The organism is Phytoactinopolyspora halotolerans (assembly GCF_010550675.1).
GTDB classification, from domain to species: Bacteria; Actinomycetota; Actinomycetes; order Jiangellales; family Jiangellaceae; genus Phytoactinopolyspora; species Phytoactinopolyspora halotolerans.
This window is the reverse complement of record NZ_JAAGOA010000018.1, coordinates 134,395-160,442: the sequence shown is the minus strand read 5'-3', so window position 1 is coordinate 160,442 and position 26,048 is coordinate 134,395. Positions and strand designations below refer to the sequence as shown.

General features: G+C 67.8%; 28 protein-coding genes and 1 pseudogene. 16 read left to right on the top strand and 13 right to left on the bottom strand.

Going from position 1 to position 26,048, the window contains the following annotated elements; genetic code table 11:
• Window positions 1-229: 229 nt before the first annotated feature.
• Window positions 230-481: a hypothetical protein gene (locus G1H10_RS23000; RefSeq protein WP_163742118.1), complete on the bottom strand. Its 252-nt coding sequence runs from the start codon at window positions 479-481 to the stop codon at window positions 230-232.
• A 225-nt stretch (window positions 482-706) separates the two neighbouring features.
• Here G1H10_RS23000 and rpsR point away from each other — a divergent pair, with 225 nt between their 5' ends.
• A complete protein-coding gene (rpsR, locus tag G1H10_RS22995) occupies window positions 707-967 on the top strand; it encodes a 30S ribosomal protein S18 (RefSeq protein WP_163742116.1) in 261 nt (86 codons plus the stop codon).
• A gap of 30 nt (window positions 968-997) precedes the next feature.
• Here rpsR and G1H10_RS22990 read toward each other — a convergent pair whose 3' ends face one another.
• From G1H10_RS22990 to G1H10_RS22980, 3 genes are all read right to left on the bottom strand, one after another.
• Window positions 998-2,005 carry a DUF368 domain-containing protein gene (locus tag G1H10_RS22990; protein ID WP_216853582.1) on the bottom strand — a complete coding sequence of 336 codons (1,008 nt, stop codon included), beginning with the start codon at window positions 2,003-2,005 and terminating at the stop codon, window positions 998-1,000.
• A gap of 19 nt (window positions 2,006-2,024) precedes the next feature.
• Window positions 2,025-2,207: a tail-anchor membrane protein gene (locus G1H10_RS22985; protein WP_163742114.1), complete on the bottom strand. Its 183-nt coding sequence runs from the start codon at window positions 2,205-2,207 to the stop codon at window positions 2,025-2,027.
• A 174-nt stretch (window positions 2,208-2,381) separates the two neighbouring features.
• Window positions 2,382-3,365: a sigma-70 family RNA polymerase sigma factor gene (locus G1H10_RS22980; RefSeq protein ID WP_163742108.1), complete on the bottom strand. Its 984-nt coding sequence runs from the start codon at window positions 3,363-3,365 to the stop codon at window positions 2,382-2,384.
• A gap of 120 nt (window positions 3,366-3,485) precedes the next feature.
• Between G1H10_RS22980 and G1H10_RS22975 the strand changes: the two genes are divergently transcribed.
• A complete protein-coding gene (locus G1H10_RS22975; RefSeq protein ID WP_163742106.1) occupies window positions 3,486-3,836 on the top strand; it encodes a DUF3140 domain-containing protein in 351 nt (116 codons plus the stop codon).
• A complete protein-coding gene (locus G1H10_RS22970; RefSeq protein WP_163742104.1) occupies window positions 3,817-4,542 on the top strand; it encodes a UdgX family uracil-DNA binding protein in 726 nt (241 codons plus the stop codon). The genes G1H10_RS22975 and G1H10_RS22970 overlap by 20 nt, the downstream gene beginning before the upstream one ends.
• 2 nt (window positions 4,543-4,544) lie before the next feature.
• On the opposite strand, the gene G1H10_RS22965 is transcribed toward G1H10_RS22970, so the two are convergent.
• A complete protein-coding gene (locus G1H10_RS22965) occupies window positions 4,545-5,138 on the bottom strand; it encodes a TetR/AcrR family transcriptional regulator (RefSeq protein ID WP_163742102.1) in 594 nt (197 codons plus the stop codon).
• Window positions 5,139-5,263: 125 nt separating this feature from the next.
• Between G1H10_RS22965 and G1H10_RS22960 the strand changes: the two genes are divergently transcribed.
• The gene (locus G1H10_RS22960) at window positions 5,264-5,938 is read left to right on the top strand and encodes a GAF and ANTAR domain-containing protein (protein WP_163742100.1); all 675 of its coding nucleotides are present in this window, start codon (window positions 5,264-5,266) and stop codon (window positions 5,936-5,938) included.
• 100 nt (window positions 5,939-6,038) lie between these two features.
• Here the strand turns inward: G1H10_RS22960 and G1H10_RS22955 are convergent, their stop codons facing one another.
• Window positions 6,039-6,470, bottom strand: coding sequence for a DUF4383 domain-containing protein (locus tag G1H10_RS22955; protein ID WP_216853581.1), 432 nt, complete (start codon window positions 6,468-6,470; stop codon window positions 6,039-6,041).
• 235 nt (window positions 6,471-6,705) lie between these two features.
• Here G1H10_RS22955 and G1H10_RS22950 point away from each other — a divergent pair, with 235 nt between their 5' ends.
• The 8 genes and pseudogenes from G1H10_RS22950 to G1H10_RS22915 all read left to right on the top strand — a co-directional run bounded on the left by G1H10_RS22950 (window position 6,706) and on the right by G1H10_RS22915 (window position 16,680).
• The gene (locus G1H10_RS22950) at window positions 6,706-7,515 is read left to right on the top strand and encodes a DUF427 domain-containing protein (protein ID WP_163742096.1); all 810 of its coding nucleotides are present in this window, start codon (window positions 6,706-6,708) and stop codon (window positions 7,513-7,515) included.
• Window positions 7,516-7,780: 265 nt separating this feature from the next.
• Complete coding sequence (locus G1H10_RS22945) at window positions 7,781-8,743, top strand: ABC transporter ATP-binding protein (protein ID WP_163742094.1); 963 nt, start codon at window positions 7,781-7,783, stop codon at window positions 8,741-8,743.
• Window positions 8,744-8,827: 84 nt separating this feature from the next.
• Window positions 8,828-9,661 (top strand): ABC transporter permease, encoded by an 834-nt coding sequence (locus G1H10_RS22940; RefSeq protein ID WP_163742092.1) that lies wholly within the window; start codon window positions 8,828-8,830, stop codon window positions 9,659-9,661.
• A gap of 31 nt (window positions 9,662-9,692) precedes the next feature.
• Window positions 9,693-10,589 (top strand): annotated as a pseudogene (locus G1H10_RS22935) (ABC transporter ATP-binding protein); the annotation flags it as partial.
• Complete coding sequence (locus tag G1H10_RS22930; RefSeq protein ID WP_216853580.1) at window positions 10,573-11,541, top strand: ABC transporter permease; 969 nt, start codon at window positions 10,573-10,575, stop codon at window positions 11,539-11,541. The pseudogene G1H10_RS22935 and the gene G1H10_RS22930, both read left to right, overlap by 17 nt.
• Window positions 11,542-12,459 carry an ABC transporter ATP-binding protein gene (locus G1H10_RS22925; RefSeq protein ID WP_163742088.1) on the top strand — a complete coding sequence of 306 codons (918 nt, stop codon included), beginning with the start codon at window positions 11,542-11,544 and terminating at the stop codon, window positions 12,457-12,459.
• Window positions 12,460-12,526: 67 nt separating this feature from the next.
• A complete protein-coding gene (locus tag G1H10_RS22920) occupies window positions 12,527-13,249 on the top strand; it encodes an ABC transporter permease (RefSeq protein ID WP_163742086.1) in 723 nt (240 codons plus the stop codon).
• Window positions 13,250-13,542: 293 nt separating this feature from the next.
• Window positions 13,543-16,680, top strand: coding sequence for a DUF8811 domain-containing protein (locus tag G1H10_RS22915; RefSeq protein WP_163742084.1), 3,138 nt, complete (start codon window positions 13,543-13,545; stop codon window positions 16,678-16,680).
• A gap of 78 nt (window positions 16,681-16,758) precedes the next feature.
• Here the strand turns inward: G1H10_RS22915 and G1H10_RS22910 are convergent, their stop codons facing one another.
• From G1H10_RS22910 to G1H10_RS22900, 3 genes are all read right to left on the bottom strand, one after another.
• Window positions 16,759-17,409: a helix-turn-helix domain-containing protein gene (locus G1H10_RS22910; protein WP_163742083.1), complete on the bottom strand. Its 651-nt coding sequence runs from the start codon at window positions 17,407-17,409 to the stop codon at window positions 16,759-16,761.
• Window positions 17,410-17,434: 25 nt separating this feature from the next.
• Window positions 17,435-18,175 (bottom strand): helix-turn-helix domain-containing protein, encoded by a 741-nt coding sequence (locus G1H10_RS22905; RefSeq protein ID WP_163742081.1) that lies wholly within the window; start codon window positions 18,173-18,175, stop codon window positions 17,435-17,437.
• 88 nt (window positions 18,176-18,263) lie between these two features.
• Window positions 18,264-19,304, bottom strand: coding sequence for an NAD(P)H-dependent amine dehydrogenase family protein (locus G1H10_RS22900; protein WP_163742079.1), 1,041 nt, complete (start codon window positions 19,302-19,304; stop codon window positions 18,264-18,266).
• Between the two features lie 257 nt (window positions 19,305-19,561).
• Here G1H10_RS22900 and G1H10_RS22895 point away from each other — a divergent pair, with 257 nt between their 5' ends.
• Window positions 19,562-20,122: a DUF8738 domain-containing protein gene (locus G1H10_RS22895; RefSeq protein WP_163742077.1), complete on the top strand. Its 561-nt coding sequence runs from the start codon at window positions 19,562-19,564 to the stop codon at window positions 20,120-20,122.
• 77 nt (window positions 20,123-20,199) lie between these two features.
• Here G1H10_RS22895 and G1H10_RS22890 read toward each other — a convergent pair whose 3' ends face one another.
• Window positions 20,200-20,538, bottom strand: a complete 339-nt coding sequence (locus G1H10_RS22890; RefSeq protein ID WP_163742075.1) for a DUF8129 domain-containing protein — start codon at window positions 20,536-20,538, stop codon at window positions 20,200-20,202.
• An 88-nt stretch (window positions 20,539-20,626) separates the two neighbouring features.
• Window positions 20,627-21,691 (bottom strand): PDDEXK nuclease domain-containing protein, encoded by a 1,065-nt coding sequence (locus tag G1H10_RS22885; RefSeq protein WP_163742073.1) that lies wholly within the window; start codon window positions 21,689-21,691, stop codon window positions 20,627-20,629.
• 190 nt (window positions 21,692-21,881) lie between these two features.
• Here G1H10_RS22885 and G1H10_RS22880 point away from each other — a divergent pair, with 190 nt between their 5' ends.
• The gene (locus G1H10_RS22880; RefSeq protein WP_163742071.1) at window positions 21,882-23,126 is read left to right on the top strand and encodes an exo-beta-N-acetylmuramidase NamZ family protein; all 1,245 of its coding nucleotides are present in this window, start codon (window positions 21,882-21,884) and stop codon (window positions 23,124-23,126) included.
• 46 nt (window positions 23,127-23,172) lie between these two features.
• Here G1H10_RS22880 and G1H10_RS22875 read toward each other — a convergent pair whose 3' ends face one another.
• Together G1H10_RS22875 and G1H10_RS32525 are read right to left on the bottom strand one after the other, a co-directional pair.
• Window positions 23,173-23,811, bottom strand: coding sequence for a zinc-binding dehydrogenase (locus G1H10_RS22875; protein WP_216853578.1), 639 nt, complete (start codon window positions 23,809-23,811; stop codon window positions 23,173-23,175).
• A 5-nt stretch (window positions 23,812-23,816) separates the two neighbouring features.
• Window positions 23,817-24,140, bottom strand: a complete 324-nt coding sequence (locus G1H10_RS32525) for an alcohol dehydrogenase catalytic domain-containing protein (RefSeq protein ID WP_216853577.1) — start codon at window positions 24,138-24,140, stop codon at window positions 23,817-23,819.
• A 181-nt stretch (window positions 24,141-24,321) separates the two neighbouring features.
• Here G1H10_RS32525 and G1H10_RS22870 point away from each other — a divergent pair, with 181 nt between their 5' ends.
• Entirely contained in the window at window positions 24,322-25,020 is a 699-nt protein-coding gene (locus G1H10_RS22870) for a PIG-L deacetylase family protein (RefSeq protein WP_163742069.1), read from the top strand.
• A 42-nt stretch (window positions 25,021-25,062) separates the two neighbouring features.
• Window positions 25,063-26,046 (top strand): GNAT family N-acetyltransferase, encoded by a 984-nt coding sequence (locus G1H10_RS22865; RefSeq protein ID WP_216853576.1) that lies wholly within the window; start codon window positions 25,063-25,065, stop codon window positions 26,044-26,046.
• Window positions 26,047-26,048 lie beyond the last annotated feature (2 nt).

Here is a 26,048-nt window from a genome sequence, read left to right as displayed (position 1 = left end):
CGTCATCACCCGCACCGCCTACGGCTTCAAAGACCCCCACGCCCTCATCGCCCTGGCCATGCTCGCCCTCGGCGGATACCGCCCCGCCCTCCCCGGCCGCTAACCCACGGATCGGGACGGAGAGCCCTAAAATGATCATGTGAAGTGGGTTTTCTCGCGCCGTAACAGGTCTGCAGGCATGGTAGGGCACGAGAAAACCCACTTCACATGATCATTTAGGGCGGGGCGGTCAGTCCATGCCGCCGTCCCCGCCGCGGCCTTCCGGCGACTCCGGCTCCGGAATCCCCTCCGGCCCGCCGTCCATGTCGTCTGCGAAGGTCGTGCTGCGATGCTCGTCGGCGAAGTCCCCGTCCTCGCCGGCCCGCTGGTCTGCGTGTCGCTGATCGGCGCGTCGCTGATCTGCGGCTTGCTGACCTGTGCGCTCCTGATCAGTACGCTCCTGATCGGCGTCGGTACGGTCATGGCCTCGTTTCTGGTTCATGTCCATCCCGTACCCAGGACGACCCATTTCAGCGACGACGACGGGCGCGACCGCCGAGCGGACGTGGACTGAGCGGCCGATTCGGTGGAATACTGCATGCAGGACAACTCGATCCGTCTTGAGAGTTGTTCTCAACTAACGTAGAGTGTGCCGCTGCCGGTGATGGATACGCGGTACGGCGCACCCGCGCAGTGCACCCCATCGACGACGAACAGGATGTGACGAATGGCCAACCGGAAACCGGTCAAGCCGGAGAAGCGGACCTCGCGCAAGCGGAAGAACCCGCTGGACGCCGCCGGGATCACCTACGTTGACTACAAGGACGTCAACCTGCTGCGCACGTTCATCTCCGACCGGGGCAAGATCCGCTCCCGCCGGGTCACCGGGCTGACGCCTCAGCAGCAGCGGGAGGTGGCGCGAGCCATCAAGAACGCTCGCGAAATGGCACTGCTGCCGTACGCGGAGGGATCTCGCGGCTCGCACTGACGGCCTCCCGTCGGCCCGCCCGTCGCGGCGTTATGGCAGACGGCCGGTCACCCGGCGCTCCACGGCCAACACCGCCAGGACTGCGGCGAATCCGAGCGCCGCCAGGCCGGCGGCGGCCGCAATGTGCTCGTCCGGCGCCTGTAGTGCACGATCGTCGTCCTGCCATGGCCACAACGCACGCAGGCATCCGACCATCACGCCGGTCAGCACCACCAGGGTGACCCGGCGATGATGCTCCAAGACCCACTGCAACAGCTTGACGAACGAGGCGAGCCCGATGGTCGCCCCGGCGGCGAAGAACGCCAGAAATCCAAGATCCCGGTCGTTGAGCGCTGACAACGTAGCCTCGTAGAGCCCGAAGGTCAGCAGGATGAAGGATCCGGACAACCCGGGCAGGATCAGTGCCGAGACCGCGATCGCCGCGGCGAACATGATCATCGGCTTGCTCGGGTCGACGTTGCCGGGCGGGATACTCACCACGAGGAACGCCGCCGCCGCCGCGCCCGCTCCGACCAGGTAGTCGCGTCCCGACCAACGGCCGTCGGCGCGGATGTCGTCGTCCGATCGTGGCGTCCGCGTGGCACGAGACGCCAGCGAGAACGGCACCCACACCGAAGCGAGCACCAACCCGAAGAACAACGCCCTGCTCTGAATCGGTTGGTCCTCCACGAACCCTTCGATCAACCGGGCCATCAGCACCAGCGCGGCCGCCATGCCGATCAGGAGCGGCACGACGACCCGCCAGTGCACCCTGCGTAGCTCGGCGGCTGCGCGTTCCGTCCCGCGGCCGCGTGGCACGTCGACGACGGCCCGGCGCACCCCGGACAGCAGATGCCCGGCTGAGGTGATGAGCGTCTCGTAGACGCCGACGACAAGCGCGACGGTGCCGCCGCTCACGCCCGGCACGGTCTCCACGGTGCCGATCAGGGCACCGCGCACCAAATTGGCGCTATGGGAGCGCCATGCGGGTAGCTCGGCGGCTCGTCGATGGCGCGGCTGCGCCCCGGTCGGGCTTGCGGTCACGGCGTCATTGGACACTCAGGCACTTTATCTCTTCTCAGTAGTCGATCGAACGACGGCGGGAGCGGCCGGTCAGCCGACGACGCTGCGACTCGTCGAGCATGAAATACGCGGCGACGGGCACACCGACGACGATCGCCACGATCAGCCAGGTGGGCAGCAGCCACCATGCGAGCACGAATCCACCCGCTCCGATCAGGAGCTTCTTACCAGTGGACATGTTGGACCTCTCTTTCCTGGGCCGGACACTTTCATTCTGCGCGCGGAGACAGCCGCCCGACCTCAGGGAACGCCCTGATCTCACCCGGATATGACCACTGGTGATCACCGACCGCGACCCGGTCATGCATGGACCCGCCGACGGTCGGTGATCACTACGGGAGGTGGTTCGGCGTCAGCTGGCCCACTCCAGGAGCGGCTCGTGCCGGGCGGGATCGCGCAGTTCGGCGATCGCCTGCTTCTCCAGCTGGCGGACCCGCTCCTTGGTCAGCCCGACTCGTTCCCCCACCTCCTGCAGGGAATGCTGCCGACCGTCGTGCAGACCGTAACGGAGCGTGATGATCATCGCCTCCCGCGGTGCCAGCGTGCCGACCAGCGAACGCAGCTCCTCGCCGAGCGCCCGGAACTCCGCGACCTCAGAGGCCTGCAGCACTTCGGTGTCCTCGATCAGGTCCCCCACGTTCGCGCTGCCTTCATCACCGACCGGAGTGTCCAGGCTGATCACGTCGCGGGACAGCTCGCGCAGCTCCTCGACCCGCTCGACCGACATGTCCGCTTCCGCAGCGAGCTCCTCCACGGTCGGGTCCCGCTCCAGGCGGAGCTGGAGCTTGCGGTCCGCCCGGCCGAGCTTGGACAGGCTCTCCACCTGATACGCGGGGAGCCGGATGGTCCGCGCCTTCTCGGTCCGACCACGTTCGATCGCCTGCCGGATCCACCACATCGCGTAGGTGGAGAACTTGTAACCCTTGGCATAGTCGAACTTCTCGACCGCCCGGATCAACCCGAGGTTGCCGTCCTGTACGACGTCCAGGAACGACATGCCGGAGTTGCGGTAGAACTTACGGGCCGCCGAGACGACGAGGCGAAGATTAGCCCGGATCATGTGGTCCTTCGCCCGCTCACCGTCACGAGCGATCGCCTCGAGCTCGCGCCGCGGGCGCCCCGGGTCACCGCCGGCGTCTTCCTGCTCGAGTAGCTGCTGGGCGTAGACGCCTGCCTCGATCCGCTTGGCCAGCTCGACCTCTTCCTCCGCACTCAACAGTGGAGTGGCACCGATCTGCTTCAAGTACTGGCCGACCAGGTCATATTCAGGCTCTTGTTCGCGAGGCTCGGTGCGCCGAGCCGCGTCGCCGTTGCTGTGTCCATTCACCAATGTCATCGCATCTTCCCCTCTTCCCTTTCCTACTACCCGGTTCCCCGCGAATGGCATGCGCGACGCGGGGTAAGTCGTTGCCACAGATGACCCTCAACTCCCGCGAAAAGGCAGGTGACCAGCCTGATGGCTGAGCGCATATCTCCAGAGGTCGATGAACTCTGGGAACGCTTTCACCAAGCCGTCAACATGACGTCCCGGGAACTGCTGGACTGGCTCGGCGTGGAACCGGACCTCGACCAAGGCCCGGGACCAGCCGGCCGGGCGCCACTCGGCATGGCCGTCGTCAGCATCCTCTCCAAGCGGAGGACGGACCTCACCGTCGAGGATCTGGCGGTCATGCAGAAGGTGGTGGATGTCGTCGATGAAGAAACGTCCGACACGTCCCGAGAATTCCTGGCCGAGGACGAGCGCCGGCGGCATCGTCTGATGAACGTCGGTCACGACCCGCTCCGCAATGAACAATACGAGCGCTGAGGGTCGCAGCACGGCGTCGCCGGACCCGGAAGAGCGCCCGGCACCGGTTCCGGCGGGGGCCGATCCGGACCGTTTGCGCTCCGCCGCGGCCGGCTGCCGGGCGTGCGGGCTGTTCCGGGACGCCACCCAGACGGTCTTCGGTGCGGGAGCGTCGGACGCCCATGTGGTGATGGTCGGTGAACAGCCCGGCGATGTGGAGGACCGGGAAGGCGATCCCTTCGTCGGGCCGGCGGGCCGGTTGCTCGGGCGTGCCATGGACGACGTGGGACTGGTCCGGTCCGCCGTTTATCTGACCAATGCGGTGAAACACTTCAAATTCCGGCGTGCCGAGCGCGGCAAGCGCCGGATCCACCAGAAACCCGATGCGGCCGAACTCGCCGCCTGCCGCCCCTGGCTGCGGGCGGAGCTGGCGGCGATCCGGCCCGGCGTCGTCGTGGTGCTCGGCGCGACCGCCGCATCCACCATGCTCGGCCGCGCCTTCCGCGTCACTCAACAGCGCGGGCGCCCGCAGCCCTGGGCCGAACTCGCGGAGCGCTCTCCTCTCGTCTCCGCCGCAAGCGACGGCGAGCCGGACCCGATCGACGCCGACGCGGTCGTCGTGGCCACCGTCCATCCGTCATCGGTGTTGCGCGCCCGCGACTCCGAGGAACGGGCGGCAGCGTATGCGGACTTCGTCGCCGACCTTCGGGTGGTGGCGGAACTGTAGGCTCACGCCGTCGTTCGTCGGTGGTCGTCGATGAGGCGGCGCGCCATACGCCGCGCGCGGCAAGCGGCTTCCCGATCGCCTTCGACCGCGGAGATGATCGAGCCCTTCATCAGGATGTGCCAGGAGCGCGCGAAACCGTGCGGATCGCGCAGCCCGGCCTTTTCGGCGCGTTCGGCCACAATGGCCCGGATGTTGTTCAGGTGGCGGATGCAGGCCTCGCCCGATGGGTGTCCAGCACCGGTCTCCAACAGCACGTTGATGAACGTGCACCCCTCGAAATCGTCCTGCTGGAACCAGTCGTGGAAGACGTCGAAGATCGCCAGCAGTTGCTCTTCCGGCGTCGTGCCGCGCCGGGCCGACTCGGCCTCGACCAGGCCCACCGTCCACAGCCGTTCGCGGAGGTTCAGAAAGGCCAACGCCAGGTCGTCCTTGGTGCGGAAATGCCGGTAGAACGTGGCCTTGGCGACGTCGGCGCCGGCGATCACCTCGTCGACGCCCACTCCCCGGATGCCGCGGCGGGAGAACAGGTCGTACGCTGTGCTCAGGATGCGCTCGCGCGCTGCGGGGCGCGTCGCCGCGACCGTCGTCGTATCCATCTCCAACAACGGTAGCGTCTCCTTCGCGCTGGTGAGAACACGTGGTTGACACCTCCACCTCGAGCCGTTATACAAAAGATATAAAGACAGAACGGTCTGTCTAGGTGGGGATTGGGGTGCAGACGATGACGGAGTCCGTCTCCACGCAGTTGGCGACCTTCGCCCGCGAACTGCACGGCGAGGAGGGCATCGGCGACACCGTACGCATGATGCTCGAGCATGCCTCCGCGCTCACCGGTTGTGCCCAGGCCAGCGTCATACTCGGCCGCAGACCAACGGCCGAGATGATCCGAGCCAGCGCTCCGCAGGCTCACCTCGCCGCCATCGCCCAGGTCGATCTCGGCGAAGGGCCGGACGTCTCCGCGATGTCCTCCCAGACGCTGGTGGTCGCCGAGGACATCGCCGCCGATGTGCGGTGGCGACACTGGACACCGATCGTCACCGATCTGGGGCTGGGACGGGCCGTGAGCGTGCGGCTTGGAACCCAAGACGAGGCCCTCGGCACGCTGAGCCTGTACTCCACTTTCGCCAAGCGGTTCGACGCCGAACGCCTCGCCACGTTGAGCCTCTACGCCCAGCACGCTGCGGTGGCCATCGCGACCGCCCGTCGCCGGGCCGCTCTGCGCAGGGCGATGGACGACCGCAACCTGATCGGGCAGGCCCAGGGCATCCTCGTCGAAAGGCATGGGCTGGACGCCGAGGAGGCCTACGCCATGCTGCAGCAGTACTCCCGCAGCCGGCATGTGCGGCTTCGAGACGGCGCCGACCAGGTCGTCAGCCGACGGTACAGCCTGAGCTGACCGAGCGCCACGGCACGGCCGTGTCCCGGCACCGGCTCGGCCCACCGGTGGGTCCGGGGTCGACGAGCCCAGCAGAACAGCTGGTCAGGCGGACAGTGGATCAGCTGCCTCGGGGAACCTGGCGGCCGCTCTGCGAGCCGGGCAACAGCCCGAGCAACACCATGCCGGCCGCAAGCCCGAGGTGGAGCCAGTTGTCCGCGTCGTTCACCGGCACGAAGTTCACGTCCTCGTCCTGGTCGATCACGATCCCGAAGATGAACAGGGCCAGATAGACCAGTCCGCCGGCGATCAGGTACGTCCTCGCCAGTCGTACCGTGCGCGCGAGCAGGAGCCCGACGATGCCGAACAAGAGGTGCACGATGTTGTGCAGCACCGAGACGGCGAAGACGCCGAACAGCATCGCCTCCGAATCCGGTCCGGCGAACTCCATCATGTCGTAATCGGTGGTGATGCCCGGGATGAATCCAGCGACACCGACCAGCAGGAATACGACCGCTACCAGGTAGGCGGCGGTCCGTACAGGGCTGCTCACCGGGGAGGGACCATCCGGGACTTCCGGTGCAGGTGCCATGATCGCTCCAGACATCGAGCCGATGCTGCGTACACCCATCGGCTACCCGTCACTTCGCCTCGCAAACGATCGCCGGGCCAGGATGTCGGCCGGGACTGGACCGGACGTTGACCGGACGTGGACCGGAGGTTGCCTCCGCCGCGGTTCGGGTACCGACCAGAGAGACACATCGAACCGTTGCTGAAGGCGGCACCACATGACGCTGACTCTGAATCACGGTCCTCTCTCGGCCAAGCCTCCGGACGCCACGAACTACCGGATCGGCGGTCCGGACCACCGGCTGTTGTTCACCGACTTTCCCCGGCGCGTCCGCGCCCTTTTCGGCGGCGAGGTGGTGCTGGACAGCCGGCGTGGCATGCAGCTGCACGAGACCGGTTATCTGCCGCAGCTCTACGTGCCTGAGAGCGACCTGCGCACGGACCTTCTGGAATCGACGGACCGTCACACGACCTGCCCGTTCAAGGGCACCGCCCAGTACTGGTCGATACGCACCTCGGACCGCTCGGACCGTGTAGCGGAGAACGCCGTCTGGGGCTATGACGACCCCACCGAAGCCGCCGACTGGCTGCGCGGCTACCGCTGCGTCGAGTTCGAGGCGATGGATGCCTGGTTCGACGAGGACGAGGAGATCGACGGACACCTGCGAGATCCCTACCACCGGGTGGACGTCCGTGCATCCAGCCGGCACGTCCGGGTCACGGCCGGGGACGACGTGCTCGCCGAGACCGAACGGCCGATGCTGCTGTCTGAGACCGGTCTGCCGAACCGGTACTACATCCACCCGGACGACGTCCGTCGCGACCGGCTCGAGCCGAGCGCGACGCACACCGTGTGCCCGTACAAGGGCACGGCCTCGTACTACTCGGTGCGCCTCGGAGACCGGCGGATCGCGGACGCCGCATTCTGCTATCCGGCGCCGCTGGAGAACGCGGCCAAGGCCGCCGACCACGTCTGCTTCCTCGCCGACGGCGTACGGACCGAGGTCGACGGCGAGCGCGTCGACTGACCCGGACGCGGAGCCGGTCGAGCGGCCGGACGAGCGGCCCGACCCACAGCCGGTCGAGCGAGATCGACAATGGCGGTGAGCAGCATATCCGGGGGTTCCCGGAGATGTCCCTGAGTGGACCCTGGAGTGTCCCTCGAGAGCCTTAACGCACACGTCGCACGGCCCTAGCGTGTCTAGTGACAGCGCGGCACCACGGGGGCGCCGCGCCCCCACCACCAGACCAAGCGAACGACCAGACGACCAACCGAAGGCATCGAGGGACTCCATGATCACCGCACAGGGACTCACCAAACGCTACGGAGACACCACCGCCGTCGACTCGATCGACTTCACCGTCCGCCCCGGCGCGGTCACCGGCTTCCTCGGCCCGAACGGTGCCGGCAAGTCGACGACCATGCGCATGGTGATGGGGCTCGACCGCCCATCCGCCGGTTCGGTGACGGTCAACGGACGTGCCTACCGCGACCACCCGGCACCATTGCACGAAATCGGCGCGCTGCTGGAAGCCAAGGCGATCCACGGCGGCCGGACCGCCTACAATCACCTGCTCTGGATGGCGAAGAGCAACGGGATTCCGCGCCGCCGCGTCGACGAGGTCATCGACCTCGTCGGTCTGAGCGAGGTGGCGCGCAAGCGGTCCGGCGGGTTCTCACTCGGCATGGGCCAGCGGCTGGGTATCGCGGCGGCGCTGCTCGGGGACCCGGGTGTGCTCCTGTTCGACGAGCCGGTCAACGGACTCGACCCGGACGGCATCCGGTGGATCCGCACGCTCATCCGGAGCCTGGCCGCCGAAGGACGAACGGTATTCGTCTCCAGCCATCTGATGTCCGAGATGGCGCTCACCGCGGATCACCTGATCGTGATCGGACGCGGGCAGATCCTCGCGGACACCGACATGAACGATTTCATCTCCCGCAACTCGACCTCGTACGTGCACGTACGCTCGCCGCACGGTTCTGAGCTGGCGGAGCGGCTCGTCGCACACGGGTGGCGAGTGGAACCCGCCGACGACGGTGCGCTGGCCGTCCACGACGCGGCACCGGAGCAGGTCGGCGACGTCGCCGGGGCGGCCGGACTGTACCTGCACGAGCTGCGGAACGTCCAGGCGTCGCTGGAGGACGCCTTCATGCGTCTGACCGCCGACAGCGTCGAATACCAGGCCGGCGTGCCCGGTGCCGCGACCACCACCGCGGACACTTCGGCCGAATTCGCGGCCGCCGCCGCGTGACGGTGGGCCTCCCCCGTCCTCCGTCGAATCCACCGCTCTCGGCCGGGAAGGCCGAGACCTCACGCGAAACATCGGTGATAAGTGATGAGCACTGCAGTTCTTGATCGAGACCCGAGCGCGGCGTCTCCCACGCCGACGTCCCCCGCACCGGGCGTGAGTTTCGCCCGGATCCTGGATGCCGAGTGGACCAAGATCCGTACCGTCCGCTCCACCGTGTGGAGCCTGATCGCCATGGTGACGGTCAGCGTCGGCGGGACCGCTCTGGTGTGCTGGGGAGCCGCGAGCGAGCTGGCCAGCGACGAGAGCAACGAACCAGTGGGGGCGTTCCTCACCTGGGGCCTGTTGTTCGGCCAGATCGCGGCCCTGGTCCTGGGCATCCTGGTGGCATCGTCCGAGTACTCCAGCGGCATGATCCGCACCACGCTGGCGGCCGTGCCTCGGCGGGGATCCGTTCTGGTCGCCAAGGCCGCGGTGCTCGCTGGGGTCCTGCTTGTTCTCGGGGTCGCCACCACGCTCGCCAGCTACCTCGCCGGCAACTTCTTCCTGGACCGCGAGGGCATCGGGTTCGCCCTCGACGACCCGGGTGTGCTGCGTACCATCGTCGGCGGCGGCCTGTACCTGGCGATGCTCGGCGTCTTCGGCCTTGCCCTCGGCACGCTGATCCGGCACACCGCCGGCGCCGTCACCGTGGGCATCGCGGTGATCTTCGTCGTCGGCAATCTGATCGGCCTGGTTCCCGGCGTCGTCGGCGAGTGGCTGGAGAAGCTCATGCCGGGCAACGCGGGACAGATGGTCGCGGTCGTCGAGTGGTTCGACCCGGACGCGCTCGACCCATGGGTGGGCTTCGCGGTGTTCTCCGCGGAGACACTTGTGCTCCTGGCCATCGCGGGGCTGCTCTTCAGCCGCAGAGACGCGTAGCGTAACCGCCGTGTCCATCATCACCACCGACGAGCTGACGAAGCGGTACCCCGGCGTCACCGCCCTGGACCGTCTCACCGTCAGCATCGAACCCGGCGTCGTCGGGCTGGTCGGCGCCAACGGCGCCGGCAAGTCGACCTTGCTCAAGATTCTGCTCGGGCTCAACGACGCGACGTCGGGGCAGGCCACCATGCTCGGCCTCGACGTCGCCGCCGAGGGTCCGCAGATCCGCGGCCGGGTCGGCTACATGCCCGAACACGACTGTCTCCCCGCCGATGTCTCGGCCACCGAGTTCGTCGTGCACATGGCTCGCATGTCCGGTCTGCCGTCCAGCGCCGCCCGCGAGCGCACCGCCGACACGCTGCGTCACGTCGGCCTCTACGAGGAGCGCTACCGACCGATCGGCGGGTACTCGACCGGCATGCGGCAGCGGGTCAAACTCGCCCAGGCCCTGGTGCACGATCCGGAGCTGGTGCTGCTGGACGAGCCGACGAACGGCCTCGACCCGGCGGGCCGAGATGAGATGCTGGCGCTGATCCGCCGGGTGCACACCGATTTCGGCATCTCGGTCTTGGTGACCTCGCACCTGCTCGGCGAGCTGGAGCGGATCTGCGACCACGTCGTGGTCATCGACGCGGGCGTGCTGCTCCGCTCGTCGTCGACGGCGGACTTCACCCGCGCCACCCAGCAGCTCGCGGTCGAGGTCACCGCAGAGGCCGACGCGGTCGCCCGCACACTCACCGAGGCCGGGCTGAAGGTCGGCCGGGACGCCAACCTGCTGCTCGTGGAGCTGGCCGGTGATGCCACCTACGACGTGGTGCGGGACGCAGTCGCCCAGCTCGGCCAAGGGCTGGTGCGGTTGGAGCCGCGCCGGCACCGGATCGCCGAGGTCTTCGAGGGAGGTGCCCGCGATGCAGCCGCCGTCTGACCCGTCCTCTGCCTCGTCGTCTGCCTCGTCGTCTGCCTCGTCGTCTGGGCTGTCGTCCGGCCCGTCGCCCACCGGCGTCATCCACGACATCGGCTACCGCGGTTACGACGGCCCCAGGCTGGGCCGGCGTGCCGTCGCCCGGGCGCTGTTCGTGCACAGCCTGCGCGGCGTCTTCGGGATCGGACGTTCCGCCAAGTCCAAGGTGCTGCCGGTCGGTTTATCGGTGATCATGTGCGTGCCGGCCCTCGTGCTGGCCGTCGTGACCGTGATCGGTGCTGGTCGGGGCCTCCTTGACGACGTCCCGCTCGACTACTCGCACTACGCCATGGTGCTCCAGGCCGCGTTGGCCATCTTCCTGGCCACCCAGGCGCCGCAGACGGTCTCACTCGATCTGCGCTTCAACACGCTGCCGCTGTACGTGTCCCGCCCGCTGGAGCGGCCCGACTACGTCGTCGCGAAGTACGCGGCGATGACCCTCGGGGTGTTCCTCCTGCTGGCCGTCCCGCTGCTGATCATGTACGTCGGTGCGCTGTTCGCCGAACTCCCGGCCGGTGACGAGACCGCCGAGGTCGCCGCAGCCCTGGTCGGCGCGGCGATCTACGCGCTGGTGCTCTCCGGGCTCGCGCTGCTGATCGCCTCCTTGACGTCACGCCGCGGATTCGGCGTGGCCGGCATCATCACCACGCTGGTGATGACCTACGCCGTGGCCACCGCGCTGCAAGGTGTGGTCGGCATCGACAACGACGACGCCGTGACGGCCGGGTGGCTCGGCCTGATCTCTCCGATGACGCTGGTCGATGGCGTGCAGGTGTGGGCGCTGGGCACCGATCCGGCCACGCCGGCCGGTCCGGCGAGTGACGCCACCGGGATCACCTTCGTCCTGGTCACGCTGGCCGTCGTCGTCGGCTGTCTCGGGCTGCTGGTCGCTCGCTACCGAAAGGTGAGGCTGTAGATGACGACGATGAGTGTCACCGGCGTGTCGAGGTGGTTCGGCAACGTCGTCGCAGTGAACGACGTGACCATGACCATCGGGCCCGGCATCACCGGCCTGCTCGGACCCAACGGCGCGGGCAAGTCGACGCTGATCAACATGCTGGCCGGATTTCTGCCGCCGTCTGCCGGGACGGTCGCGCTGGACGACACCCCGGTGTGGAAGAACCCGGACGCGTACCGCGCCATCGGTCTGGTACCGGAACGGGAGGCTGTGTACGACTTTCTCACCGGTTGGGAGTTCGTGCTGGCCAATGCGGAGTTGCACGGACTGCCCGACCCCGGCGCGGCGACGCGGCGGGCACTGGCCACGGTGGAGATGGAGTATGCGCAGCAGCGCCGGGTCGGCGAATACTCCAAAGGGATGAAGCAGCGGGTCAAGATGGCTTCGGCGCTGGTCCACGATCCGGCGGTGCTCTTGCTCGATGAACCGTTCAACGGCATGGATCCGCGGCAACGGCTGCACCTGATGGAGCTGCTGCGGACGATGGGCATCGAAGGCCGGACGGTCCTGTTCAGCTCGCACATCCTGGAGGAGGTCGAGCAGCTGGCCAGCCAGATCGAGGTGGTGGTGGCCGGACGGCACGCCGCGTCCGGCGACTACCGCGAGATCCGCCGGCTGATGACCGATCGTCCGCACCAGTACACCATCCGTTCCAGCGACGACCGGGCACTGGCGTCGGCGCTGATCGCGGACGGCTGCACCACAGCCGTCTCGCTCGACGACGTCGACCAGGTGCTGCGGGTGGAGACCAGCCAGTTCTTCAGCTTCGCCGAACTGCTCCCACGACTCGCCCGAAACGCCGGGATCCGGCTCTACGAGGTCTCGCCCACGGACGAGTCCCTGGAGAGCGTCTTCTCCTACCTAGTCCAATCATGATCATCAACCGACGGCCGGGCCGTGATGGTCGAGGAGTTGATGATCATGGGAAACGTTTGAGGGAGTCATGGGTGTGAACAACACGATCGTGCGGCTCACCGCGCGCAGCATGCTGGGCGGCCGACGGCTGTACCTGCTGGCCGGCCTGGCCGCGCTGCTGCTGGCGCTGGCACTCCTGCTGCGGCTGTTCGCCGACGTCAGCGCGACCGATTCCGCCGAGTTCATCCAGGCCGTCTCGCTCGGCACATTATTGCCGTTGTTCGGGCTGATCGTCGGCACCGGAACCATCGGACCGGAGATCGACGACGGGTCGGTCGTCTACCTGCTGGCCAAGCCGGTGTCGCGACACGTGATCGTGCGAAGCAAGCTGGCGGTGGCGGTCACCACCACGGTGACGTTCGCCGCGGTACCGACCTTCCTCGCCGGGCTGATCATGGTCGGGGACCGCGCCGGGATCGCGCTGGCGTACGGCATCGGTGCGCTCGTCGCCGGCATCGTGTACAGCGCGCTGTTTCTGCTGCTGGCGGTCGCCACCCGGCACGCGGTGATCTTCGGCCTGGTCTACGCGCTGATCTGGGAGAGCCTGGTCGGCACGTTCGTCCCGGGTGCGCGCACGCTCAGCGTGCAGCAATGGGCGCTGTCGGTGGCCGAATCGATCGCGTCGCCGGGAGTCATCACCGCCGACGTCAGCCTGGGCGTGGCACTGACTCTGGCCGCCGTCGTGTTCGTGGCGGCGACCTGGTACGCCGGGGAGCGGCTGCGGGTGCTCACGCTCGCCGGCGACGACTGAGTACATCAGCGCGGCTGACGACCGCACCAAGCCTCCACGCGCACACCCGCACAGCACCAAGCCTCCTTGGAACACCGTGACGAGCGCACCAAGCCTCCACGGCGACCCGTGTGCGTGCGGCGGTGGCTTGCGCAGCGGACGTTGACGGTCATATGACCGATCCGTATCCAACTGGATGACCACTAGGCAACGACGCTTGTCGATGCTAACTTTTCTCGTCAGTCACGTCGGCAACAAGAAGTCCGGCGTGCACGGGGGACAACCGAATACCTTCGCCTCGGGAGGACCCCCGCATGGTCAGACGTGTCTCCGTTGCCCTGATCTCGCTCGCTCTGATGGCCACCGGAACGACGACGATGGTGTCGGCGCAGGAGTCCGATCCACCGGATCGCCCGTTGCCGGACCGCCTGGCAGGTCTCAGACTCGACGAACCGTCCACGGCGACGCAGGCGGAGGTACAGGACAAGCTCGATCCCCAGCTCCGCCATGCCGACGGTACCCAGCTGGTCAGCATCGAACTCAGCGAAGAGCCGGTCGCCAGCGCCGCGGCAGCGGGTGCGGACAGCACCGAACAGCAGGCCCAGCAGACCCGGGTCGAGCGCCAGCAGCAGGACGTGCTCGGCGAGCTCGTCGCAGCGGATCGCGCTGCGGACGAGGTGGCCTCGGTCTCCACCGCTCTGAACGCCATCATGGTCGAAGCCGACGCCGACGCGCTGGCCGAGCTGGCCACGGACGAACGCGTCCTCTCGATCGCCCGGGTCATCGACTACGAGATGGATCTCAGCGAGACGGTGCCCTACATCGGTGCGGAGACGGTGCAGAACGCCGGGTTCGACGGCACCGGCGTCCGGGTGGCGGTCCTCGACTCCGGTGTCGACTACACGCACGCGAACCTCGGCGGCGACGGCACCGCCGAGGCATACGAGGCGGCGTACGGCACAGACCCCGGCGACGCGCGCAACAAGCAGCGCGACGGCCTGTTCCCGACCGACAAGGTGGTCGAGGGCTACGACTTCGTCGGCGAGCAGTGGGTAGGCGGTGACCCGCCGTCGGCGCTGAGCCCGGATGACGACCCGATCGACTACGACGGACACGGCACGCACGTCGGCGACATCATCGGCGGTGAGCAGGGCGTCGCACCCGGCGCCGACCTGTACGCGGCCAAGGTCTGCGCCTCGCAGGACAGCGCGTGCTCCGGCATCGCCCTGATGCTGGCGATGGACTGGGTCCTGGATCCGCACGGCACCGGCGAGGCGGATCCGGTCGACATCGTCAACCTGTCCCTCGGGGCAACGTACGGCCAGCACTTCGACAACCAGCTCTCGCAGGCCGTGGAGAACGTCTCCCACCTCGACGTGCTGGTAGTGGCGTCGTCCGGTAACTCGTCGGACAAGCCGTTCATCACCGGTACGCCGGCCGCCGCGCCGTCGGCGCTCTCCGTCGCCCAGACACACGTGCCGTCGGACATACTGCCGGTGCTGGAGGTGCTGGATCCGGAGGCCATCTCCGGCGAGTACGGCGCGGTGTTCCAACCCTGGTCGGCGCCACTGGAGTCGGTGATCGAGGCGCCGCTGCAGTACGGCGACGGCGCCGGCGGCAACCTCCTGGGCTGCGAGCCGTTCGAGCCGGGCAGCCTGGATGGGCACGTCGTCCTGGTGGACCGCGGCGACTGCAACTTCTCGCTGAAGATCAGCCACATCAGCCAGGCCGGCGGGCTGGCGGGCATCATCGGGTTGGTCACCCCTGAGGCGCCGTTCACCGGCGGAGACGGCGGGGACCGGCCGATCGACGTTCCCGGCTTCATGATCGGTCCGGACGAGAACGCGGCGTTGAAGACACACGTCACCGACGGCGTGACCGTGCGGTTCGACCCGGAGCAGGGTGCCCCGCTGGTGGGCCACGTCGTGGGCTCGTCGTCCCGTGGCCCGACCATGCTGAGCAACCGCATCAAACCCGAGATCGGTGCACCTGGAGCCTCCGTCTCCGCGATCGCCGGCGGCGGCACCGAGGAGGGTCCGTTCGGCGGCACGTCGGGCGCGGCACCGATGGTGACCGGATCCGCGGCGTTGCTGATGCAAGCATTGCCGGAACGAGACGCCATGCACGTCAAGGCCGGCCTGATGAACACGGCCGAGACGGAGATCCAGAACGCACCGGAGCTGCTCGGCGGCGGGCTGGCGCCGATCGCCAGGATCGGTGGCGGCGAGGTCCGCGTCGACCGTGCGCTCGACGCCGGGGCGGTCGCGTGGGTACCGGAACAGCGCAGTGCCGCGCTGTCGTTCGGCTTCCATGAGGTAGCCCAGCGCACGACCACGTTGACCGAGACGGTACGGGTGAGCAACGTCTCCGACCGCCGCATCACGTACGACGTGGACGCGTCGTTCCGGTTCGCCGACGACGAGGCGAACGGCGCAGTCTCGGTGAACGCTCCGTCGCGCATCGCCGTGGCACCCGGGAAGTCACGCGAGGTGAAGGTCACGATCGAGATCGACGGTGCCAAGCTGCCCTCCTGGGATCTCGACTCGGGTGGGCTCGGCGCCGACGGTGACGCGATCACCGCGATGGAGTACGACGGCTACGTCACCTTCACCGAGGCCGGGCAGGAACAGAACACCCTGCGGGTGCCCTGGCATGTGCTGCCGCGGCAGTCCGGCGACGTCCGCGAGACCAAGATCCGGGACGAGTTCCGGCTCACCAACACCGGCGTCGGCGACGCTCCGGTCGAGGCCTACTCGCTCGTCGCCACCAGCGAGCAGCTGGAGCGGGGTGGCCCGGGCGAGGAGAGCCCGACGCCGGACCTTCGCTACGTCGGCGTGGCCACGTCACCGGTTCCGGCCGGCTTCTGCTCGGACGAGGAGTCGTTCGTGATGACCCTGGCGGTCAACACCTGGGAACGGCAGACCCACGCGAACGCGCCGGCGTCGTTCGAATTCTGGCTGGACACGGACCAGGACGGCACGGACGACTACGTCGTGGTCAACCGTGACCTGTCGTTCAGCGCCTTCGACGACGGCCGGAACGCGACCTTCGTCGTCGATCTGGCCAGTGGCGACGCGCAGGCATGGTTCCTGACCGACCACGACACCAACAGCGCCAACACGGTGCTGCCGTTCTGTGGCGAACAGATCGGGATGACCGCGGCCGACTTCGGCGATCCGATGGACGTCACCGCGGTCGCCTCCGACGTCTACTTCGACGGCCCCGGTGACGCGACCAAGCAGTTCTCCATCGCGCCGCTGGGTGAGCGGTTCGTCGGGGTGTTCCATGACGGCGGCGTCGGCTTCGGCACCGTTCCGGCACGTGGCCGGGAGACACTCGGCTACGTGGACGGCGGACCTGGCCCGAACACCTCAGAGACCGGTCTGCTGCTGCTCTACCGGGAGGGTGCGCCGGGCATGGCGGAGGCGACCGCCCTGGAACTGACCGACTAGCCCCAACCTCCGATGATCATGAACATTAACCGTTCCATGTGGACGGTTAATGTTCATGATCATGGAAAGCGAGGGGGATCAGGATGGCGGGGTGACCACCCAGAAGGTGGTCACCGGCCGGTCCCCCAATGCTCGCGTCCGGTGCGGTAGCCGGCTGGAGAAGTAGATGCTGTCGCCTTCGGACAGCACGTACGTCTCCCCCTGCACGGTCACCTCATAGGTGCCGGACAGCACCAGCCCGAACTCCTCGCCGCGGTGGGTATACGTCTCGTGCCCGTATCCCTCGCCGGGCTGCAGAACGCTCAGCGTCACCTCGATCTTGCGGTCCAGGTCCGGAGTCAGCAGCGAGATGTCAGTGGATGATCCCGGGTACCGGCGCACTCGGCGCTCATCGTGCCGGACGATGGACACCCCGGCGGAGCCGGCAGCCGTGCCGCCGGTAGTCGGGCCGCCGGCAGCCGCACCGCCGGCAGCCGTACCGTCGGCGGGCCTGGCATGGGCGCCGGCGGATTCATCGTCCAGCAGTGCCCAGACGGGGATGTCGAGAACGGCGCATATCCGCTTCAACGTGCCCAGCGATGCCGCGGAACGGCCGAGTTCCACTTGGCTGATGAAACTCTTGGAGAGTCCAGCCTGATCGGCGATGTGCTGCAGGCTGTACCGGCGCTCCTGGCGGGCAGCGCGCAGCCGTCGGCCGAGTTCAGCCTGGCGGACGCCTTCGACCTCCATCCGGTTCTCCTCTTCTTCGCCGACGTCAGAACGCCGGCGGGGTGGCGATCCAGACGGCGCGCGCCGGCGTCTCACCCACCACCCGCACGCGGTACGTTCCTCGCGGAGAGAAGTACATGCTGTCGCCCGGATGCAGCGTGAATGTCTCGTCGTCGATCGCCACCTCGTAGCTGCCCTCCAGCACCAGCGCGAATTCCTCTCGGTCCGCGCCGGATCGCTGCACCGAATGCCAGGAACCCGGGACATCCGCCGCCAGCGCCACCTCGAACGGGCGCTGCAGGTCCGGGGTGAGCAGCTGGAGGGGAGCGCGCCCACCCGGGTAGGTCACGGTCTTGCGGCCATCCTTGCGGACCACCCAAACGGTGGGGTCGGGCGCCGGCACCACCGGGGCGTCATCCCTCGCCCGGGCATCATCCCTCGCTCGGGCATCAGCCCTCGCCCGGGCGTCGTCGCTCGCTGGGGCGCCACCCTTCGCCGGACCACGGCCCGTCGGCCGGTCAGCGTGCGTCGTCTGGTCGGCGTCCTCGGCGACGAACACCCAGGCAGGGGTCTGCAGGACCGCGCCGATCTGGGCGAGCGCGCCGACCGAGGGCCATGATCGTCCGATCTCCACCTGACTCAGGAAGCTCTTCGACAGCTGCGCGCGATCGGCGACGTTCTGCAGGGTCAACCCGAGTTCGGTACGACGAGCCCGAATGCGCGCGCCGACCGTCGTGGCATCGAGCCGCCGCTCTTCACTCGGGACACCCGTGTCGTCTTGCCCCATATGCTGCTACTCCGTCGGTACGCGATAGCCAGCTCCGCGATACACCAGCCACGCGATTGTACAGCCGCCCCGCCGCCCGACGAGCCGTTCACAGGTTGATCGGCGATGCCGGAATCTCGTCGACGGTCCGTAGTCCCGGCCTGGCGACCTGGACCCGGCCGAGCGAGTTGACCACTACCGCAGCGGTCGCCGAGTCGCCATGCAGCCCGCGTATGACGGATTCCAGGCCCGGATCACCGTCGATGGTGACGACGTCGCGCGGGTCCGCCAGGCCGACGGCCATCTGCAGGTGCAGGCGGATCACCGGTTCGCCATCCCGGGACGCCACCACCAGTTGATCGATGCCGAGTACCCGTCCGGGCTCGATCGTTCCGGCGCCGAGGGGCACCGCTGAGTCGGCGATGACCGGGTCGATCGTCTCCTCGTAACCGGTACAACCCAGATCGAGTGCGCGGTCGATGATCCGCGCCGACTCCGGCAGGCCGACGTGCCGGATCGTGCCCTGCGCCACACGGTCGGCGAACTCGTCCGTGGTCAGCCCGGCACCCACCTTGCGCTGCAGCGGCAACCTCCGGAGGCCGGCGTCCTGGACTCGGTGGACCTGCACGCCCCGAACCGCGCGCTGAGAGGCGGCCAGAACGACGGGCAGGTAATCCATCGAGTACCCCGGATTGACGCCGGTGCCGAGGAGAACGACGCCATTGCGGCGCGCGCAGGCGTCCAGATCGGCGGCAAGCTGCGGCTGGGTGGCCCACGGGTTGGAGAGCTCCTCGCACGTGGAGACGGTGTGATAACCCGCCTCCAACAGCGCCATGAACGTCGGAGCGACCTTTTCCAACGACGAGCCGGCGCAATGCACGGCGACCGCGCCAGGCGTGGCACTCCCCAGGCCTGAGACCGTGTCCACGACCCGCACCTGGCCCGGGCTGACGGCCGCCTCGGCGACGTCGGCCAGGTCCTTGCCGACCAGGTCCGGGTCGATGTCGACCGCACCCACACTGCGATAACGCTTGCGATCGCCGAGAAAGGCGAGTATCTGGCGGCCGATCGGGCCGAGCCCGACGTGGACCACGCCGATCGGCTCGGTGTTCTGGTCCACAGGTGGGAAAGGCATGGTCGCAGAGGTCATATTGGGCGTCCTTCAGCACGTGGTGTGGGCAGGCAGGCACGTCGACGTGTGCCACCCGGATCGGCGTTCCGTGCCGTACCGGTGGACCAGGACCGTACAGCCCTACTGGACGTGCGTCAAGTATTAGTTGACTCCTGATGGCGACGTGCACTTGCCCGGTCCACGGCAACAGCTCTGCTGGTCCACCGCGATAGACGCCTCGCCGCTATTCGGGCGCCGGGTGGAACCAATCCCCTGACCCGTGGCGTCTGATCTGTATGAGGAAAGGCACGGCTCTCGCCATTGCCATCCTGGCACTGTCCGTGTCCGCATGCGGATCGGATGACGACGACGCCACTACGTCTCCGCGCGGTTCGGGCACGCCGGACAGCGGCGAGCACACACCCACCCCCGAGCCGACACCCACCGCGGAGGAGGAGCCGATGCCGGAGCCGACACAGGAGCCGACCGGCGAGGAAACCCCCACCCGGCCGGTTCCCGATCTCACTCCTGCACCGCCGACCCCGGGGGAACGACCCGTCACCGGCGAGGTACCGGACACGCACATGGACGCGGTCATTGCGGACGCGGTCGAGCGCAGCGGGGCCTCCGCCGAGGACCTCACCGTCGTCCGTTCGCAGGCGGTGCAGTGGTCCGACGGTTCACTCGGCTGTCCGGAGCCCGGTCAGGTCTACACCCAGGCGATCGTCGACGGATACTGGGTGGAGCTGGAGACCGATGATGAACACCTCGACTACCGGCTCCGCCATGACGGCTCGTTCCGGCTGTGCACCTCGCCGTCTACGCACCCGCCCCTGAAGAAACAGCCGGGAACCTGAGGCCGCCGCCGGCGGGTCGGGGCCGCTCGCTGCGCCGTCGCGCAGGTGCCGTCGCGCAGGTGCCGGCGCGGCTGCGATCAGCGACGCGGACCCTGGCGCGGGCGGTGCGTGGTCGGAACGCCATGCGACGGTGGAATGATCGGCTCGGCCTGCGCATTCGGCGGAACTTTGCCGGTGTTGCGCGGCTGATCCGTGGCACCACTAGGCGGCGGCCCTTCGGTCGGCTCCGCACCGGCAGAGAGCTCTGCCATCCGGGTGGTGATGACCTCCTTCACCAGCGGCCGGTCGGCATGGGCGTACTCGTACTGCAGCAGCGTCTGCAGCTGCTCCTCGTCCAGGCTCCGTACCGCCTGACGCACGGTGTCGACCGACATCTGGTCGTAGCCTTCGAGAGGTAGATCTTCGTGGTGAGCCATGAGTCGCCTCCCTTGCGGATGACGTCACCGTCATCTAGCACGTACCCGCCAGATCGCGGGCGCATGAGCCCTCCGCGACTCGGCAGCGCTACCCGTCGGTCGCCTCGTCCTTGTCATCGAACGCCGACGATATGGTGACCGCCAGCTGTTCGGCACTTGGCAGCTGTTCACGGACGTCGGCGGGCAGCGCGGACCACGTGCTCACCGCTACCGGCGAATCCACCGTGTCCAACGCGTACTCGACGACGACATCATTGCGGCTGGCCACGAGCAGAATGCCGAGCGTCGGCGCGTCGTACTCAGGCTTTCGCAGCTGTCGATCGATCACGTTGACGTAGAACGCGAGCTTGCCCGCATGCTCCGGCTTGAACTTGCCGACCTTCAGCTCGATCACGATGAACCGCCGCATGCCCATGTGATAGAAGAGCAGGTCGACGAAGAACTCCTCCCCACCGACCAGCAAGCAGTACTGGCTACCCATGAAGGCGAAGCCGACACCCAGCTCCTGCAGGAACCGTGCGACGTGGATCAGCAAGCGTCCCTCAAGATCACGCTCCTTGAGCCCTTCGTCACCCTCGAGGAACTCCAGCATGTACGGATCCCGCACCAGACGCTGCACCGACTCGCGCTCCTCCAGCGGCACGGTCCGTTCGAACGTGTTGGGTGCGACGCCGACGCGCTCATGCAGCCGACTCTTGATCTGATGTACAAGCACGCTCCGTGACCAGCCTTCCTCGGCAGCGCGCTCACCATAGAACTCACGGACAGAGCGACCATCCAGCTGGTCAAGCAATACCTTGATGTGACCCCACGGCAATTTACCCCCAAGCTGGGGGACAATTGCGGGCCATGCTCGGGCGAAGGCCCGCATGTACCCGAGATTCGTACGCGAGAAACCCTTGACCTGCGGATATTCAACTCTGATGTCGGCGGCTAACCTAGCTACCACCTTGGCGCCCCAGCCTTCATCCTGCTGACGATCGAGGATCAGGCGGCCGATGCGCCAATAGAGCGCGACCATCTCCGCATTGACCGCCAGAGCGGTCCGGAGACGTGCACCCTTGATCTCCTGCTTGATCTCGTCAAGCAGGTCTCCGTATCCGGCAGGAAGGCCGCCACTGCCGGTGGTTTCATTCAACTGGGAAATAGACATGTCAATGGATGATAGCAGACGTAAATTGAGTCAACACGAGTCTAAAGTGTCTATCTAGACTAGAATTCGTGATAATCCGGTCAAGCAGAAGCTTCATCCAGTTCCGGTGGCCTCTGCCGACCGACTCGCGCACGTGCACCTCCCGGGGAGATCGGTACGTTGACCCCACACAGGGACTTGGAGGGTGAGCATGAACCACAGCGCGCAGACGGGTGTCGAGCGACTTCGCGACGAGCCTGGACTGGTCGATGGCCGACGGATCGGGCTGGTGACCAACTACACCGGCGTCATGCCTGATCTCGGCCGGAACGTCGATGCCCTGCTGGCAGCCGGTGTCCCATTGACCGCACTGTTCGGCCCGGAGCACGGCCTGCGCGGCACCGCCCAGGCCGGCGGCAGCGAAAACGAGACGCGCGACGCCTCCACCGGTCTCGCCCTGTTCGACACCTATCAGCGCAGTGGCGCGTCGCTTGACGAACTCGTCACCGCCGCCGGTGTCGACGTCTTGATGGTCGACCTACAGGACATCGGTACGCGTTTCTACACATACGTGTGGACGATGTATGACCTGATGGTCGTGGCCGCGCGCATGCAGCTGCCGTTCGTCGTGCTCGACCGTCCGAACCCGATCGCCGGCTTGCACACCGAGGGTCCGCTGCTCGATCCGTCGTTCGCCAGCTTCGTCGGCCGGTGTCCGATCCCGATCCGGCATGGCCTGACCCTGGGCGAGCTCGCGGTTCACCTCAACCGCACCGCGGTTCCGGACGACTCCGGACGCCCCGCGGATCTGCGCGTCGTCCCGATGACCGGGTGGTCAAGGTCGATGTTCTTCGACCAGACCGGGCTGCCGTGGGTGATGCCGTCGGTGAACATGCCGACCCTCGATACGGCACTCGTCTATCCCGGCACCGGACTCTTCGAGGGCACGAACGTCTCCGAGGGACGTGGGACGACACGCCCGTTCAAGCTGATCGGAGCTCCGTACATCGACGGCCGGTGGGCATCGGCACTGAACGACCGGAAGCTGCCAGGCGTGCGCTTCCGCGACACCTGGTTCACTCCGACGTTCCACAAGTACGCCGGGGAGTCGGTGCGCGGCGTACAGGTGCACGTCACCGACCGCACGGTGGTCCAGCCGGTACGCACCGCCGTCACCATGCTGCACACGCTCCGACAGCTGTACCCCGGCGAGTTCGGCTGGCGGGCCGCGCCGGAAGGCGGCACACATCGGCACTTCATCGACTTGCTATGGGGAAACGACGAGCTGCGCGCGACCATCGACGCGGGCGACGACCCAGAACGTACCCTCAGCTTCGGCGAAGGGCGACCGACGTCGGCGACAGACCGGGCAGAGCCAGACACGGCCGAGCCGGACACGGCTGAGCCGGACAGGGCGGGACCAGACTGGGCAGGCACGGAGGTCTTGCTCTACTGAACGGTCCGGACCAGCCGCCCGGTCTTGCCACGCCGCCGTACGGGAGTCAGAGCTTCAGCACGGTCTTACCCACGACCGAACGCGCCTCGATCGCGGCGTGCGCCTGATCCGCCTGCTCGAGCGGATACGCCGCGCCGATGAGGGGCCGGACCGATCCGGAGACCGTCGCCGCGAGCGCCTGGCGGGCCAGCCGAACTCGGTCCCCCGCGGACATCCCCTCGTCGATGCCGACGACGGTGATCCCGCGAGCCTCCGCTTCCGCCGGTTCGATCGCCGCGAAGTCACCACTGGCCGCGCCGTAGGCGAAGAACCGGCCGCCGGGCACCACCAAGTCGAAGGCAGCACCGCCCGTGGCCCCGCCCGCGCCGTCGAAGACGACATCCACGCCCCGGCCGCCGGTCGCGTCCACCACCTGCAACGTCCAGTCGTCGTCGGTGTAATCGACGGCCGTGTCAGCTCCGAGCTCGCGCACGCGTTCCAGCTTTCGCTCGCCTCGCGCGGTTGCGATCACCCGGGCGCCGGCGGACCGTGCGGCCGGGATCAGCCATCCGCCCAGGCTGCCCGCAGCCACGGTGACCAGCACATGCTCGCCTTCCTGGAGGTTCGCCTTCTCCACCGTGCCCAGCGCGGTCGTGCCGTCGTGCAGAGCCGCCAGAGCGACCGGGAGCTCGATACCGTCGGGCACCTCGATCACCTTGTCGATCGGGACAAGGGCCTGCTCCGCGTACCCCCGGAGAACCCAGTCTCGGCGACGACCGTACGTCCGAGCCAGCCGTCATGCACACCGTCGCCGACGGCGATCACCGTCCCCGCGACCCCGGCACCGGGGATGTACGGCGGCTGCACCGGGAAGTAGTCGGCTCCCCAGCCACTGCGCAACTGCGTATCAAGGAACAGCACTTCGGCGACGGCGACCTGAACGACGACGTGCGCCGGTTGAACGACGGGCGGTTCCACATCGGCGGGATGGAGAACGTCCGGTCCCCCGAATCGCACGGCTTGTACGCTCCGCATGGTGATCAGTTCCTCTCGATTGATCTCATGTGACGCCACAACCCTGAGACATCAACCAATGTTGAGGTCAAGCCACTCCAACCCCCATGATCATGAGCATTTGCCGTGCTATGTGAACGGTATGTGTTCATGATCATGGGATGTGGGACCGAGAACTAGACCGAAGGTCTAAGGTGAGGGGATGAGACCGCGCACGATCATGGCCGTAGGCGGGCACATCGGCGACATGGATCTGGCTGCGGGGCCCCTATTGGCCCAGGTGGTCCAGGATGGCGGGCGCGCCGTGCTGGTGGCGCTCACACCCGGCGAACGTGGACATCCCAGGCTCAGCATCGATGACTACCGGCGGCAGAAGATCTCCGAAGGAGAGGCGTTCGCCGCCGCCATCGGTGCCGATTTCCACGTCTTCGACGACCTGTCCGACGGCTTCCTCGAGCCCACCGACGACGTCGCCGGCCGGCTGGCGCGACTGATCCGCGATGTCCGCCCCGAGATGTTGATCGCGCACTGGAAACATAGCATCCACACCGACCACGAACACGCCTCCACCGTCGCCGAGCGAGCACGGTTCCTGGCCGGCCTGCCGGGCTGGGCGCCGGAACACGGGGAGCGGCACGGTGTCGCCCAGTTGCTCTACGCCGAGAACTGGGAGGACGACCGCGGCTTCGACGCCGACAGTTACGTGCCGATCAGCGAGCAGGCGTTCGCGACCTGGCACGCGGCCATCAGCGGTCAGGCATTCGCCCGCGGCGAAACCTATGGGTTCCGCTACATCGACTACTACACCGCCCAGCTCACCATGCGCGGCTGCCTGGCGCGCACCGACCGCGCCGTCGCCCTCTCCACCGGCGACGGCAGCCGGGTCACGGTGCTCGACTGAGCGGTGAGCGGACACGAGGCGGCGAACGAACAGGAGCACGGCATGCCGGCAGTCATCTACCGCACCTTCGAACCCGGGGACACCGACAGACTCGTCGCGCTGGTCAGCGAGGGCATGCCGGCCGATCCGGTCTCTCGGGAGTGGTTCGTCGAGTACGTGCTGCTCGATCCCAACTTCGATCCGGCTGGGCTGATCGTGGCGGCCGATGCCTCCGACGGCGCTGTTCTCGGCTTCGTCTACGCCGTGCGCGGTCGCGCAACGAACGGCATCCCGGTCGACCCGGACGGCGGGTGGATCACCATCGGGACGGTCGCTCCGGCGGCACGCGGACGCGGCATCGGCACCGAACTCCTCGAACGCGCCAAGCGGTTCCTGCAGGCTCAGGGCTCCCACTGGGCGGTCTTCTCCGGCTACCCGCCCGCGTACTTCCTGCCCGGGCTGGACGCCGAGACGTACCCAGCCGGCCTACGCCTCCTCGAGCGCTGCGGCTTCACCACTGTCTCCCGTCCCGTCGCCATGGATCTCGGCCTGGCGTCCTACCGGTCGCCCGAGGATGTCGTCGCCCGGCGAACCGCCCGCGAGGCCGAGGGATACTCGTTCATCCCGGCCGTCGCCGACGACCTCCCGGAGGTCATCTCTTTCGCCGCGGACCGGCTCGCACCCGACTGGGGAGAGGTGATCCGCGAAGCCGTCGTGAGATCGGGCCGCCCGGACCGGGTGGTCGTCGCCCGCGAGCCGACCGGAGCAGTGGTGGGATTCGCGACGTATGGCGCGTACCGCGGCGTGCTCGAACGGTTCGGGCCGTTCGGCGTCGACGAGCGTTGCCGAGGGCTCGGACTCGGCAAGATCCTGCTGCACGCGACCCTGACACGGATGCGGGGCGAAAGCGCGCACAGCGCATGGTTCCTGTGGACCGGTCTGCAGAGCGCGGCGGGCCGGCTGTACGTGGACGCCGGGTTCACCGTGACGCGCACCTTCAACGTCATGCGAGCACCGCTCGATCCCGCGCCGGATATCCGCCGATGAGC

Coding starts and splice junctions, on each gene's coding strand:
- G1H10_RS22915 (WP_163742084.1), top strand. CDS start 13,543: ATGGTCAGACGTGTCTCCGTTGCCCTGATCTCGCTCGCTCTGATGGCC.
- G1H10_RS22890 (WP_163742075.1), bottom strand. CDS start 20,538: ATGGCTCACCACGAAGATCTACCTCTCGAAGGCTACGACCAGATGTCG.
- G1H10_RS22910 (WP_163742083.1), bottom strand. CDS start 17,409: ATGGAGGTCGAAGGCGTCCGCCAGGCTGAACTCGGCCGACGGCTGCGC.
- G1H10_RS22900 (WP_163742079.1), bottom strand. CDS start 19,304: ATGACCTCTGCGACCATGCCTTTCCCACCTGTGGACCAGAACACCGAG.
- G1H10_RS22970 (WP_163742104.1), top strand. CDS start 3,817: ATGAACAATACGAGCGCTGAGGGTCGCAGCACGGCGTCGCCGGACCCG.
- G1H10_RS22940 (WP_163742092.1), top strand. CDS start 8,828: ATGAGCACTGCAGTTCTTGATCGAGACCCGAGCGCGGCGTCTCCCACG.
- G1H10_RS22945 (WP_163742094.1), top strand. CDS start 7,781: ATGATCACCGCACAGGGACTCACCAAACGCTACGGAGACACCACCGCC.
- G1H10_RS22885 (WP_163742073.1), bottom strand. CDS start 21,691: ATGTCTATTTCCCAGTTGAATGAAACCACCGGCAGTGGCGGCCTTCCT.
- G1H10_RS22930 (WP_216853580.1), top strand. CDS start 10,573: ATGCAGCCGCCGTCTGACCCGTCCTCTGCCTCGTCGTCTGCCTCGTCG.
- G1H10_RS23000 (WP_163742118.1), bottom strand. CDS start 481: ATGAACCAGAAACGAGGCCATGACCGTACCGACGCCGATCAGGAGCGT.
- G1H10_RS22870 (WP_163742069.1), top strand. CDS start 24,322: ATGAGACCGCGCACGATCATGGCCGTAGGCGGGCACATCGGCGACATG.
- G1H10_RS22975 (WP_163742106.1), top strand. CDS start 3,486: ATGGCTGAGCGCATATCTCCAGAGGTCGATGAACTCTGGGAACGCTTT.
- G1H10_RS22950 (WP_163742096.1), top strand. CDS start 6,706: ATGACGCTGACTCTGAATCACGGTCCTCTCTCGGCCAAGCCTCCGGAC.
- G1H10_RS22925 (WP_163742088.1), top strand. CDS start 11,542: ATGACGACGATGAGTGTCACCGGCGTGTCGAGGTGGTTCGGCAACGTC.
- G1H10_RS22980 (WP_163742108.1), bottom strand. CDS start 3,365: ATGACATTGGTGAATGGACACAGCAACGGCGACGCGGCTCGGCGCACC.
- G1H10_RS22965 (WP_163742102.1), bottom strand. CDS start 5,138: ATGGATACGACGACGGTCGCGGCGACGCGCCCCGCAGCGCGCGAGCGC.
- G1H10_RS22985 (WP_163742114.1), bottom strand. CDS start 2,207: ATGTCCACTGGTAAGAAGCTCCTGATCGGAGCGGGTGGATTCGTGCTC.
- G1H10_RS22960 (WP_163742100.1), top strand. CDS start 5,264: ATGACGGAGTCCGTCTCCACGCAGTTGGCGACCTTCGCCCGCGAACTG.
- G1H10_RS22920 (WP_163742086.1), top strand. CDS start 12,527: ATGGGTGTGAACAACACGATCGTGCGGCTCACCGCGCGCAGCATGCTG.
- G1H10_RS22880 (WP_163742071.1), top strand. CDS start 21,882: ATGAACCACAGCGCGCAGACGGGTGTCGAGCGACTTCGCGACGAGCCT.
- G1H10_RS22905 (WP_163742081.1), bottom strand. CDS start 18,175: ATGGGGCAAGACGACACGGGTGTCCCGAGTGAAGAGCGGCGGCTCGAT.
- G1H10_RS22865 (WP_216853576.1), top strand. CDS start 25,063: ATGCCGGCAGTCATCTACCGCACCTTCGAACCCGGGGACACCGACAGA.
- rpsR (WP_163742116.1), top strand. CDS start 707: ATGGCCAACCGGAAACCGGTCAAGCCGGAGAAGCGGACCTCGCGCAAG.
- G1H10_RS22895 (WP_163742077.1), top strand. CDS start 19,562: ATGAGGAAAGGCACGGCTCTCGCCATTGCCATCCTGGCACTGTCCGTG.
- G1H10_RS32525 (WP_216853577.1), bottom strand. CDS start 24,140: ATGCGGAGCGTACAAGCCGTGCGATTCGGGGGACCGGACGTTCTCCAT.